At 59.0% G+C, this 12,469-nt stretch carries 9 protein-coding genes and 1 pseudogene; 2 read left to right on the top strand and 8 right to left on the bottom strand.

Features of this window, described 5'->3' with window-relative positions; genetic code table 11:
• Both nifH and MESCI2_RS0122555 read right to left on the bottom strand, forming a co-directional pair.
• Positions 1-793 (bottom strand): nitrogenase iron protein (gene nifH / locus MESCI2_RS0122550; RefSeq protein ID WP_027038414.1); only part of this gene is annotated, 793 nt, incomplete at its 3' end.
• Between the two features lie 995 nt (positions 794-1,788).
• The gene (locus tag MESCI2_RS0122555) at positions 1,789-2,733 is read right to left on the bottom strand and encodes a LysR family transcriptional regulator (protein WP_027038543.1); all 945 of its coding nucleotides are present in this window, start codon (positions 2,731-2,733) and stop codon (positions 1,789-1,791) included.
• 347 nt (positions 2,734-3,080) lie between these two features.
• Here MESCI2_RS0122555 and MESCI2_RS0122560 point away from each other — a divergent pair, with 347 nt between their 5' ends.
• Both MESCI2_RS0122560 and MESCI2_RS0122570 read left to right on the top strand, forming a co-directional pair.
• Positions 3,081-4,070, top strand: coding sequence for a nodulation protein NodZ (locus tag MESCI2_RS0122560; protein WP_027038544.1), 990 nt, complete (start codon positions 3,081-3,083; stop codon positions 4,068-4,070).
• Positions 4,071-4,829: 759 nt separating this feature from the next.
• On the top strand, positions 4,830-5,783 hold the full coding sequence (locus tag MESCI2_RS0122570) for a GDP-L-fucose synthase family protein (protein WP_027038545.1): 954 nt from the start codon (positions 4,830-4,832) through the stop codon (positions 5,781-5,783).
• 962 nt (positions 5,784-6,745) lie between these two features.
• Here the strand turns inward: MESCI2_RS0122570 and MESCI2_RS01000000135150 are convergent.
• The 6 genes and pseudogenes from MESCI2_RS01000000135150 to fabG form a co-directional block, all read right to left on the bottom strand.
• Complete coding sequence (locus tag MESCI2_RS01000000135150; RefSeq protein ID WP_081738852.1) at positions 6,746-7,420, bottom strand: glutathione S-transferase family protein; 675 nt, start codon at positions 7,418-7,420, stop codon at positions 6,746-6,748.
• 5 nt (positions 7,421-7,425) lie between these two features.
• Positions 7,426-7,705: pseudogene (locus MESCI2_RS1000000138045) on the bottom strand (transposase); the annotation flags it as partial.
• A gap of 188 nt (positions 7,706-7,893) precedes the next feature.
• The gene (locus MESCI2_RS0122585) at positions 7,894-9,102 is read right to left on the bottom strand and encodes a beta-ketoacyl-[acyl-carrier-protein] synthase family protein (protein ID WP_027038546.1); all 1,209 of its coding nucleotides are present in this window, start codon (positions 9,100-9,102) and stop codon (positions 7,894-7,896) included.
• Positions 9,103-9,384 (bottom strand): acyl carrier protein, encoded by a 282-nt coding sequence (locus tag MESCI2_RS0122590; RefSeq protein ID WP_027038547.1) that lies wholly within the window; start codon positions 9,382-9,384, stop codon positions 9,103-9,105. It lies immediately after the preceding gene.
• A 288-nt stretch (positions 9,385-9,672) separates the two neighbouring features.
• Positions 9,673-10,263 (bottom strand): NodA family N-acyltransferase, encoded by a 591-nt coding sequence (locus MESCI2_RS0122595; RefSeq protein ID WP_027038548.1) that lies wholly within the window; start codon positions 10,261-10,263, stop codon positions 9,673-9,675.
• 1,001 nt (positions 10,264-11,264) lie between these two features.
• Complete coding sequence (fabG, locus tag MESCI2_RS0122605; RefSeq protein ID WP_027038549.1) at positions 11,265-12,002, bottom strand: 3-oxoacyl-[acyl-carrier-protein] reductase; 738 nt, start codon at positions 12,000-12,002, stop codon at positions 11,265-11,267.
• Positions 12,003-12,469 lie beyond the last annotated feature (467 nt).

Here is a 12,469-nt window from a genome sequence, read left to right on the forward strand (position 1 = left end):
CCTCCATGGTGATCGGCGTCGGCACGGTGCCCTGCCCCGAATTGGCATGGATCTTCTCGGCCAGCGCGCGGTATTCGCCGGCCTGCTTGGAGTCCGGCGCATACTGGATCACCGACATCTTCCTGAGCTCGGCGTGCTGGACGATGTTGTCGCGCGGCACGAAGTGGANGAGCTTGGAATTGAGCCNNGAGGCCAGCGCTTCGGCGAGGTCGAGCTCGCGGTCGGTCTGGCGCTCGTTGCAGATCAGCCCGCCCAGCCGCACGCCGCCCGAATGGGCATATTTGAGGATGCCCTTGGCGATGTTGTTGGCCGCGTAAAGCGCCATCATCTCGCCCGACATGACGATGTAGATCTCCTGCGCCTTGCCCTCGCGGATCGGCATGGCGAAGCCGCCGCAGACCACGTCGCCGAGCACGTCGTAGGAGACATAGTCGACATCGTCATAGGCGCCGTTCTCCTCGAGGAAGTTGATCGAGGTGATGACGCCGCGCCCGGCGCAGCCGACCCCCGGCTCCGGACCGCCGGACTCCACGCATTTGATGCCCTTGTAGCCGATCTTGAGCACGTCCTGCAGCTCGAGGTCTTCCACCGAACCCTGCTCGGCCGCAAGGTGCAGCACGGTGTCCTGCGCCTTCGAGTTCAGGATCAGCCTTGTGGAATCGGCCTTGGGGTCGCAGCCGACGATGAGGATCTTCTGGCCGAGGTCGACAAGGGCGGCCAGCGTGTTTTGCGAGGTGGTGGACTTGCCGATGCCGCCCTTGCCGTAAAAGGCGATCTGACGCAGACCTGCCATAGTGCTTTCCTTCCTTCGTTCCTGCAATCGCGGTCGCCCGCCACATCAATGCCGTCGGCAGCTCTCGCCGCCTCACAGCCGAAGGACCTCAAGATCCATGCCAACTCGCCCGAGCCAGCCCGAGGAAAAACCAAGCGTTGCTCCTCAACGGCTTGGCTCGCCATCCGACAGCCATTGTCGGACGACCCATGTAGCGGAACCGACAAAGGGCGACAGATCGCGTGGGTCCCTTTATCTGCGACAGCATGGTCGAGCGGCACGGCGCACTGCGATCCCCACGCGCCGACATCGGCCCACTCGCAGTTCGCGGGCGGCTATCAGAGCGTGGCCATACGGTCGGCAGACGCCTCAGGAGCGGCTCGGGCGCGTTGTCGGCCGGCTGGAGCGCTCGAAACGCCCGCCCCGCGCTCGCGGAATAGTCGCACCTACGCAGCCCCACCCCCCTACACCACTCTCTCCTAAGTTCTCGGGATGTGGCGGTCGCGCGGAGTAAAACGTAGCGGAACGAACCCTGACCAGCGCAATGACGACCCGAATGGCGTGTCTTCCGCACCAAATTCGTTGGCAACAAACAGCGCCGGTGATGCATGTCTGGGATGGCGCACGTTGCCTCCAAGAAGTGGTCATTCCAGAGCTGGGCGTCAATCGAGAACTGAAGGACTAGGCCATTGCCGCGGTTGAAGTGTCACTGCATTTTCCGCGTGGTGTGCGACATGTTCCACCACACACTCGCAGGAGACGTTCTCCTTGTGCGAATTGACCGGTGTCGAACACATTCAAATCCGACGTTCTGGATTTATCCGGGTCCCCTCCCGCGAAGTTAGAACAACGACAGCCAGGTCCAGGCGTGTTGGACACAGCCTATGCGGAACCGTTTCCCGTTCGAGTTGGTCGAGGAAGCCCACGCGCTAGATGAGCTCGCAGGCGCAATTGCCACCAGCATCAATTTCGGGGCGGGCTATTGAGGAGAGAGCCGATGTGGGCGTTCAGCAAATCTAGGAGCGCCCGCCAGATGCTGGCATCTTGCTTGGAATGGCCATCCGCGACGTCTCCTGCAGCATTATTTCTCGCAACCAGATGCTTGCTGGATCACTGTTATGAATGGTGGGCCATTGGACTACCTCGGTGAATGCGGGCAGCGGGGTCGGAAGATCAAAGATCTGCAAGGGGATCGATTTTTCGAAATGATTGACCAGCCGGAAGGGCATGACCGCCAAGCGATCTGTGCCTGTCACCACGGGCGGGATCATGCTAAAGCCCTGCACGAGGACCTCTACCCTTCTCTTAAAGCCATGCTCATGCAAATACCAGTCCTCGATGGTAGGCTTCTGCGCTTGCCCGAACTTTACCGCCACGTGCTTCATCGATAGGTATCTCTCGAATGTAAGCTGCCGTGGCATCTGCTTGTTTGAGGGGCAGCCTACGCACACGAGTCTGTCGTCGAACAGCGGCACCCGCGAATGCGAGCTCGACATGAACATTTCCGGGACAATTAGAAAATCGACGTCACCGCGCCGCAGAAGTTCAGGGGTGTCATCGTCGATAGGCAGCAATTCGAAGCTGACGGCGGGTGCTACCCGCGCGACACGCTCCACGACCTTTTCAAAAAACACGAATATGACGAAATCGGAAAGAACGATCCTGAAATGGCGATCGGACCGAGCCGGGTCGAACGGTTCCAAAGATATGATCGAACGCTGAATCTGCCCGAGGACGGCGCGAACTGCGGGGGCGAGTGTTTCGGCGCGCGGCGTTAGAAAACGCTCGCGGCCGCTCATCGTATAAAGCTCATCGCGGAAGTAATCGCGCAGCCGGACAACGGCCGCGCTCATGGCCGGCTGACTCAGATTGATGCGCCGTGCAGCCGCCGTCAGATTATGCTCCGTCAGCAGCGCGTCGAGAACGACAAGAAGATTCAAATCAAGGCCGTTCAAACGCATGTCACGTCCACAGCCTCAAGCCATCCGCAGCGTGGATGCGCTTCATCGAAACAATTGATTTTACCAACTAAAACGCCGTCGTATAGGAGAACTCAATGACTAAGCCTGACGCAAATTATCGATTTGGCTTGGGCGCCGGGGGTGAACGCGGTTTGCGTCTAACATCAAGAGAGCCGCAAATCCAACCCTTCAAACGCTGAATGCGGACTCCGAGCAAATGGCCTCACAATTCCAGTGCGGCAAACGAAGAGTTCAACCTGGCCTGACTGGGGATTCTGATGGTTCAATCGGGCCAGGCTTTAGTAGCCCCTTCCTCCTAGACCCTGCGGTATTCCGGAACGATGCACATGCTTGTTGGTGACTCAGTGAACGATCGATTCGTTGTCTCTCGACGGCGCACTGGTTTCGGTGACTGCCTGTGGTCGCTCGCGGCAGCTTGGTCCTACGCACACCGGACAGGGCGGAGGCTAGTGATAGATTGGCGTGGCTCGAGTTACCTCACTGAACCCCTCACGAACGCCTTTCCGGTGTTCTTCGAGCCAATTCAGGACATCGCCGGCGTACCGGTCATTTGCGACGATCAGATAAACCAGCTCGCATTTCCTGGGCCTTTCTTCCCGCCGTGGTGGAATAAGCCGTCGGTCGACTGCGTCTACCGACCGGACGAGCAGATCTTCCGGGAACGCGACGAGCTGAGGGAGCTTTTCGAAGGCGGAAATGACACTGAAGCCAATACCGTAGTGTGTGATGCTTGCTTGATGTGGCGTTGTGGGGAAGATGCCGAACGACAAGTTTTTAAAAGTATCAAACCTAAGCCTGAAATCTCGTCCCGAATTGAAGCCATTTACGAGGAGCATTTCCAGGGGAACAGCGTAATCGGGGTTCATGTCCGGCACGGCAACGGCGAAAATATCATGGAGCACGCGCCCTACTGGGCTGATTCAGAGTCCGCCTTGCAGCAGGTATGCAATGCTATCCATAAAGCCAAAGCGCTCCCGCATCAAAGACCTACAAGGGTGTTCCTGTCTACCGACAGCGCGGAGGTGCTCAACAAGTTGTCAGGCGTCTTTCCCGACCTTTTTACAATCCCGAAACGCCTTCTGCCGGATCGCGCCGGGCCGCTACATATAGGAGCACTAGGGGCTGAGGGCGGCTTTTCTGCTCTCGTGGAGATGTATCTGCTTGGGCGCTGCGATACGGTTATTCGTTTTCCGCCCACTAGCGCCTTCTCACGATATGCCCGCCTGTTCGTGCCACGCATTGTCGAGTTCGATTTGAACAATCCGGGCCGTTTGATCGTGATTGATAACTCGTCCAAACCTCTCCCGGTTTCGTAAGGACACCGGTTAACCTCACCGGGAAGGTCCTTATTGCGCGCACAGCCTGCTCGTTAGAAGCAAGAGGCGAACGCCACCAATCTGATCGGCCATCATTACCATCCGGATCTGACGGGGGATCGCCTCAATCGATGGCCGGTCGAGAGCGATGGCCGGACCGATCCGCAAGCGGCAGGCGAAGAGGCACTCGGGGCGCCGGATTCAGGCGGAGCCATATCCATCGGTTTGGCCACTCGGCAAGTCTGGTGCCACGTCCCAGCCGACCGAAACCGCTGCGCACCTGGCAATGCTCGATTAGATTCGTGTGAGGTGGCATATATCGGCGCCCAGCGGGCCGAGCCGCCTCGGGGCCGGTGCATGCGCGGCGCCTCCCCGGTATCAGCGAAAACGCTTCCCGAAAATAGGACGCAGTATCGAACGTCTTGAGGCCCTCTTTCCCCGGCGAGGTTAAGATGATGCTGCCAGAAATTAGCATGCATCCACGGCGCGGATGTGTTTCATCGAAACAAACAATTTCACCACTGTAGCGCAACGTTGCATAGAGCGGAGGCGCAAGCCGCAAGAACGCGAACTGACGCGCAAGTGGACTCGGCCGGCTGTTGCGCGATCAGCGGACTACATCGGGTGGGCCGGATGGCGATGAGCCTCCCAAAATTGCGCAGGTCTAGCCGTCATCCAATTGCAGCCGACGCTACTCCGCGCATCGGATGAGTAATTCCGCCCGCAAGATCTTGGACGCAAGTAGATGAGAATTAAGGCATGAAAAAAGTCTATGTAGCAGGTCATCGTGGTCTCGTTGGATCCGCCACCGTGAAGGCGCTCGCCGCCGCAGGTTCGTATGAGATCGTAACGCGCACTCACGACGAACTGGATCTCTGCGACAGGAAGGCGACACGCGAATTCTTTATGTCTGAACGACCGGACTATGTTGTCATGTGCGCGGCAAAGGTTGGTGGCATTCTTGCGAACGCAAGCTTGCCAGTCGACTTTCTTCACAACAATCTTGCGATTCAAATTAGCGTCTTTGATGGGGCCCACGCAGCCGGCATCGAGCGTATGATCTTTCTCGGTTCCTCATGCATCTACCCACGCGATTGCCCGCAGCCTATACGAGAGGACTATCTTCTAAGCGGCCCGCTAGAAGCAACAAATCGTCCGTACGCTTTGGCAAAGATTGCGGGTGTGGAATCATGCTGGTCTTTCAACCGGCAGTATCAGACTCGCTATCTCGCGTTGATGCCGACAAACCTGTATGGTCCCGGAGACAATTATCACCCTGACACATCTCACGTTTTGCCCGCTCTGATGCGCCGCTTTCATGTTGCTAAAATGAACCGTGACCCCAGGGTCGTGGCCTGGGGATCCGGGATGCCTAGGCGAGAGTTCATGTACTCGTTGGATATAGGGGATGCCATCGCATTCCTGCTTGGCCTCCCGGCTTCGGATTTTGGGGCGTTGACATCTCCCGACATAGCGCCTCTGATCAATGTTGGCGTTGGAGAGGACATCACCATTCGAGAACTGGCGGAACTGGTTAAAGCCACCGTCTCCTATGAAGGCGATTTGATGTTCGACACCACCAAGCCAGATGGTACACCGCGTAAGCTGCTGGACGTGACGCGCTTGCGTACGCTGGGGTGGGAAGCCAAAACCTCGTTGGGTGTCGGGCTGCAAGCGACCTATGAGCACTTTTTGCGCGATCAGGAAGCTTGACGTTCATGCTGCCTGGTTAGCTCATGTCGGGCGCCACTGGGCGAACCATTGGCGTAGAGTTACCGCAGAGCCCTGTGATCGACGGCCAGACATCGACGAGCTCAAGCCCCCGCCCCGCCGCTATCGGCACTGAGCTGTTTCGCTCAGTAGCGTTGGTCTGCGGGGGTGCCCAGGCGAGGAGACTCGGGCTGTGCCACCAGGTGACTGCCGCCAACAGGGAAACCAGGCCTGAGTGCATATCTCGGCCAGCTACCTTGGTTCGGTAAAGGTGACAGCATCCGCCTGCAGACGGATGCGCGCCGATCACCGCCTGAGCCCATGCGACTGTGTTGAAGGCGGATCTCTTCTGAGAGCGATTGATACTATCGAACAGATTGGTCTTGCCGCCCGCGATTGCTCGTCAGAGGGCTGAGAAAGCGCCAATCGAGAAAATACGGTCGATGCGCCGCATCCGGTCTGCTCGGCCTCAAATCACCAGCAGCAGCCGAACATGCACGTGGTCCGCCAGATATATGAAAATCGCAGTGGGCGCTGCTCGTCCTGCTCCAAGACCCGTCCCCGTTTGCCGGATGACGCAGAGCTGGACTGCGTCGCCAAGTCATTCCGGGGCCGACGACGGAGCTCACATCCTGCCATGACGACCTAGCTATGAGCTTGGCGCGCGGAGCGCGGCGACGACGAGCCCCGTTGCCTAGTTCACGAGGGCTGCGCAATGCCATTCCGCAACATCGGCCCGACCTCCAGCCCTTTGCGCTTGGTCGCGGAGAGTTCCGGCTCCGTAAGTGGATCGAAGGGGAACGCCTGACCGGACAGCGGGCAACGGCTAGATCGCAATCGAGTGGTGAGCAGTCGCCTGCTGTGACCGGCACCAATGACGGCCATGCGGACAAACCAGGAGCCGGCAGGAAACACACTGACGGCGGTCGTTGGTTCGCTCTTGGCCAGAGCCCGCAGCGATGCAATCAGCGCTGATTTCTAATTCTGGAGGCTGCAACGGCTTCGGCGATTTTTCTAGTTCTGGAGGCTGCGATGGCTTCGGCCATTCGCTGCGGGGCCTTGGGACGAGCATACATCCCCTCGAGGTATGCTTTGAGATTTGGAAAGCCGTCAACCAGCCCGTATTCATTGCCCCAGTCCAGGACATAGGCTGTGACGCAATCGGCGATGGTTATGTTGTCGCCAACGATGAACGCACGCCCGTCCATGTGCTGTTCAAGCACCGCTGCCATCACCACGAAGTCTTCCCTGGCGAGGGCAATGTCTTGCGGCAGACGCTTGTCTTTGGGATACAAAAATGTGTGCTTGGCTATCCGCCAAAGCGGCTGTTCGAGTTCGGTAACCGCAAACAGAGACCACCGATATGCCTGCGCCCGCTCCTTTAGGTCGGCGGGCATCAGCCCTTTGGCGCCGTACTTCTCCGCCAAGTACATGACGATCGCGGCAGATTCGGTGAGCACGAAGTCACCGTCGACCAGCACCGGAAGTTTGCCGGCAGGATTGAGGCGAAGGAAGTCGGGGTGACGGTTTTCGCCGCCCGCAATGTTGACGGGCACAATCGCGAATTCCGCATCAAGCTCCTGAAGGGCCCAAACTGCGCGAAGCGCGCGCGTTGGACCTATCCCATACAGTGTCATCATCTTAGTTATCTCCTGCTTCTTCGATCATGCCCACTGGCGTGGCGCAACTGACAGTTTTGGTCGCCCGGCTCTCCGGCATGGTCCGGACTGATCAGCGTGCCCACCGCCGGCAGACTGATGAGCAGATCATCGTGGCTGATGGTTCCGGTGCTATATAGCGGGCCCGCTGCACGGCCCATTCATCGTTGTGCTCGAGCAGCAAGGTGCCGACGAGGCGGACAATGGCATCGTCGTTGGGGAAGATGGCAAGACGTCCGTGCGCCGCTTGATTTCCTGTCTCTTCCTCGCCGCGACTGATCGCCAAGAGCTCGGCTGCGACCTATAATGCTCTATGTAGCCCAAATGGCATTCGATGAGTTGTCCGACCAGTGGCGCTTGTACGGCCGTACCTCAGCAAGGAAGTGCTCATCGGCCCGGTGGAGTGATCCGGAAGCGTCTGGATACGGCAGGGTGATCTTTGCAATGCTTCGCTGCTACACCTGTTTGAATGCTAGAACTGCGTTCAGGCCCCCCATGGCAAAGGCGTTGCTCATGGCTACGCGGACCTTGCGCTCGCGCGCAACATTGGGTGTGACATCGAGATCGCACTGGGGGTCTGGCTCGCGATAGTTGGCGGTCGGCGGCACAACACCCTCGCGGATAGCCATCACACAGGCGATCACTTCAAGCGCACTCGATCCACCGAGACAATGCCCGTGGGTGGACTTGGTGGAAGAGACGGACAGCGAATTAGCATGGTCACCAAAGGCGCGCCTGATCGCCGCGGTTTCGATTTCGTCGTTGGCCTTGGTGCCGGTGCCGTGCGCGTTTAGGTAGTCGACATCCTTGGGATTTAGGCCGGCATCGGCAAGGCAGGCGCGCATCGCCGCCTCCGGCCCGTGGACCGCCGGCGCGGCGATGTGGAAGGCATCGGCGGAAAGGCCGACGCCGGCGATCTCGGCAAGAATCGTTGCACCGCGGGCAGTGGCATGCTCATAGCTTTCCAGCACGAACATGGCCGCACCCTCGCCCAGCACCACGCCCCTCCTGTCGGCGGAGAAGGGCCGGCAAGTATCGGGAGCGAGTACGCGCATCGCTTCCCATGCCTTCACCACAAAAAACACGAATGGTGTGTCGCTGCCACCGGCAAGCATCACGTCGGCCCGCCCGAACCTGATCTGGTCGACGGCCGAGGCGATCGCATGGTTGGCCGAGGCGCAAGCGGAGGTTGCGGCGAAAACCGGCCCGCGCAGGCCTAGGTTCATGCTGACGTGGCAGGCAGCTGCGCTCGGCATCAGCTTTACACCAGTCAAGAGATCCATGCGGGTCGCGCCGCCCAAAAGCAGGGAGCGGTAGGCTTTTTCCGTCGCGTCCCAGCCGCCGAAGCCGACGCCCACTGTCGCGCCGAAGCGGTGGGCGTTTCTCTCATCGCAGGAAAGTCCCGCCTGTCGCATGGCCTCGCGCGCGGCAAGCACGGCAAGCAGGCTGAAGCGGGCCATGGAGACGAGCTGCCTGCGGTCGATGTCGTGCTCAGGCAGCGCCTTAATCTCAGCACCGATCGTACCCTTCAGCTCATGAAGCTCTGCGTTGATTATCGGGCCAATGGCGGAGCGGCCTTCGCGCATCCCCGTCCAGATAGAGGCGGCGTCGGAGCCCAATCCGCAGAGCCCGCCTATTCCGGTGATGACGACGCGCCTGTGCATTCAAGCCACCTGAGCAAGCAAGGCACGCATCGCTTTCACCATGTCGCCGACATTCTGAAGATCCGACCACGCCTCGGCCGAGTTCATTTCGATCTTGATGCCGTAGGCTTGCTCCAGGTCCCAGAGGACGTCCGCTAATCCCAGGGAATCGATACCGAGCGCGGTCAGTTCGGTGGCAGTCGTTATATCACCTGCGATGGATGGGGTCGTCCCTCCACCGTTCTCCGATTCGACGCGCTTCTTGACTATGGCAATAATTTCCGTCGTGAGTTGGTCAGCCATTTTGTACCTTTCCATTTCAGCTTGTTTTGAGCGTGGATGCGGCTCAACTCCTGAGCGGGCAGAGTCGCGGAAGTAGCCATTCAGCTTGTGCAACCGACAAAGCCCAATGGTCATAAGAGCCGAATGAATTTCGGCCGGTCTGCGGGGTAGGAGCCGATGACGAGTAATCTCGCCAGCACCCCGATGTTGCGCCAGCATATCGAGGATCTGCGGTGTCCAAAAATGGATTGGCCTGTCGTCAAAGGTCGCGCCAGTGCACCATTTGGAACTTCACAAATACTTCCCTCTTCATAGTTCCGGGCCGTTTCGGTCGATCAGGGTGCCGGACGGCCACTCGTCCATCGAGCTTCCAATGGGCACAACGAAGAGGAGTACGTCCTCGACGCGGGTGGGGGGCAGGTCGAGATAGATATCTGCGAGGGTCGACCGTATGCGAACGCCTGACACAATCGTCGCCACACCGCCTCGGCAGAACCTCTCCATATGGTTGCGCATCGCGTGCCGAACCGTGCCGAAAGCGAATGGAACCCGAAGCTGCTGCAGCACTGGAAACACACCGCTCAGTGAAAAGCCGATTCCGTGTCGCTCAAGATCCGGACGGACCCCATACAACCCCAATTCGGCCACTAATAGATCGGCCTCGCCAACTTTAATGAACCGGCGCAGTATGCCGACATGAGCCGCTACGCCTTGCGCGTCGTAGCCGATTGCTCGGAATTCCGGCCTCGCACCGGCCCAGCTGCGGCCGCCTTCGAATGGCTTTGCATTGAAGGCCCCAGTCCGCCCATAGCTCTCTCGGAAGAAGTCGGAGAGTTCGGCATGGTCGGTGAGTTGCAAATCATTTTCCCAGCACAACCGCCACCTTACTTCAGAGCGCATGGAACGACCTCGTCTTTATTGCTGTTTTTGAGGTAAGCGCCTTTGCATGAAGAGCTTGTCGCATCAAAATGCTCCTCGGAACTGATGCAGACGTCGACAACTTCCTTCAAGGGCTTCCTTGAATTGCCCCTATGCGACGTTCTGCAAGCCCGGTAAAATCGTTTGTTTCGATTTGACGCATCCACATTATGGATAGCTAAAGGATCGGAATGGACATCAACGAAGCCGCGCGCGCTGGGTCAGCTTCATCCTCCCCGCACCAACGTATCGTCATTGCCAAGCCGTTCTCGCCAAAACGGGCCATCCATACTCGTCCTGCTAGGGGCACATCAGGCGAAGGTCATGTCAGCATTCTGCCGGTCCTTCCTCGAATTGACGCTCTTGTTGTCGGCGAGGCGGAGGCACGCGTTCCGCTGTTGCTTGGTGATATCCGCGCTCGCGAACCAGCGCCAATGGTGGGTGGCCACAGCGCGGTGCCCGCCAGCACGGGAAAATCTGCCTACTGTGCGCGTAATTTGCTCAGGGTCGATTCTAGATTATTTAGATGTGCTCCATCGTCCCTGCGCCTGTTTCTTCGTCACAGCGACGCTTAAACAAGGCCGATCCGGCAAGGTCAAAAAACTATGCCGAGTTTATAGCCCGGTGACCGCTATAGGGACCTACATCGGGGCCACAACTCGCCAGCAAGCAGGGTGAAGCGTCAACGCCATGCTGCCACGCTGCCGGCTCGCCCCCTGCTCAACTGCTGCAGGCAGCTTTTGTGGCCTCTCGTCGCGGCGTTCAAAACCCAACCGAAACCGCTCGCAGCCTGACAAGCTTCATTGTCACGACCGACTATGGACAAATGCCGCGCAACGGTCGGGCGACCTCAATACTGAGCCTGCTGACCGCAGTATTGATCAAGATGATATTGAGCGACACAGCCGCATCTGGCCAAGTGGACGGCGGACATCGTTTCTGGAGTAAGTTCTCCTGCTCCTATTCAGCTGTCTCGCTTAGGTTCAAATCATCGCTATGCCGCCATTGACGTGAATGGTCTGGCCGGTGACGTAAGCCGCCTCGTTGGAGGCGAGGTAGGCGACCGCGGACGCGACCTCGGCGCTGGTGCCCATGCGCCGGGTCGGGATCGCGGCCATGATCGCTTCTTTCTGCTTGTCGTTGAGCTTGTCGGTCATGGCGGATTCGATGAAGCCCGGGGCGACGCAGTTGACGGTGATGTTGCGAGTGGCAATCTCCTGCGCCAACGACTTGGAAAAGCCGATCATGCCGGCCTTGGAGGCACCGTAATTGGCCTGGCCGGGATTGCCGGTGACTCCGGTCACCGAGGTGATGTTGATGATGCGGCCATGGTGGCGGCGCATCATCGGATGGGTCAGTTCGCGGGTCAGCCGGAACACGGCGGTGAGGTTGACCTCGATCACGGAATCCCAGTCGGCATCCGACATGCGCACGAACAGGCCGTCCTTGGTGATGCCGGCATTGTTGACCAGGATATCGACGCCTTCTAGGTCGGCCTCCGCCTTCTGGCCGAGCGCCTTGACTGCATCGCGGTTGGTCAGGTCCGCGGGAAACAGTTTTACCCGATCGCCGAGTTCACTGGCCAGCGTCTCGAGCTTTTCGACGCGGGTGCCGTGCAGGCCAACGATCGCGCCCTGGCTGTGCAGCAACCTGGCGATCGCCTCGCCGATGCCTCCCGATGCGCCGGTGACGAGCGCCTTGCGGCCGGTCAGTTCGAACATTTTTTTGTCTCCTGATTTCAAAGAACACGCTTCACTCGGTGAGGTCAAATTGCCAGCTGGCTGTCCAAGCGCCGCCAGCGCACGCGAGCTAACTACCTGCGCCCGCTTGGCGCCCTTTTCCGTGCACAATCTCGAAGCCAGCCCCAGCGTCGGTTTAGCTTCGGAGATCACCAACTGGCCGCAGACATTGTCGTTAGCGATCTGGCATGAACGATTGCCAGCTGCTTGGCCGGTTTCAGCGCAAGCGATTTCGGCATCGCCCTGCTGCAGTTCGATGAGAGTTGTGGCGCGGCTTTGCCGGCGCGTTTCGTAATCCTTGTTCGCTCGGCCTGCAAGGCACGCGCTACGCGAATGTATTTATGTGAATCGGCGTGCAAAATTGACCCCATAAGCCGGGGAATCGGCGTCCAATTTGACCCCCCTGATGCTTTGATTTGCGACCATCAGCTCGTCGTGGCGAGCGGATG

The organism is Mesorhizobium ciceri WSM4083 (genome assembly GCF_000519305.1).
GTDB classification, from domain to species: Bacteria; Pseudomonadota; Alphaproteobacteria; order Rhizobiales; family Rhizobiaceae; genus Mesorhizobium; species Mesorhizobium ciceri_B.

Coding starts and splice junctions, on each gene's coding strand:
- fabG (WP_027038549.1), bottom strand. CDS start 12,002: ATGTTCGAACTGACCGGCCGCAAGGCGCTCGTCACCGGCGCATCGGGA.
- MESCI2_RS0122560 (WP_027038544.1), top strand. CDS start 3,081: ATGCTTGTTGGTGACTCAGTGAACGATCGATTCGTTGTCTCTCGACGG.
- MESCI2_RS0122570 (WP_027038545.1), top strand. CDS start 4,830: ATGAAAAAAGTCTATGTAGCAGGTCATCGTGGTCTCGTTGGATCCGCC.
- MESCI2_RS0122555 (WP_027038543.1), bottom strand. CDS start 2,733: ATGCGTTTGAACGGCCTTGATTTGAATCTTCTTGTCGTTCTCGACGCG.
- MESCI2_RS0122585 (WP_027038546.1), bottom strand. CDS start 9,102: ATGCACAGGCGCGTCGTCATCACCGGAATAGGCGGGCTCTGCGGATTG.
- MESCI2_RS0122590 (WP_027038547.1), bottom strand. CDS start 9,384: ATGGCTGACCAACTCACGACGGAAATTATTGCCATAGTCAAGAAGCGC.
- MESCI2_RS0122595 (WP_027038548.1), bottom strand. CDS start 10,263: ATGCGCTCTGAAGTAAGGTGGCGGTTGTGCTGGGAAAATGATTTGCAA.
- MESCI2_RS01000000135150 (WP_081738852.1), bottom strand. CDS start 7,420: ATGATGACACTGTATGGGATAGGTCCAACGCGCGCGCTTCGCGCAGTT.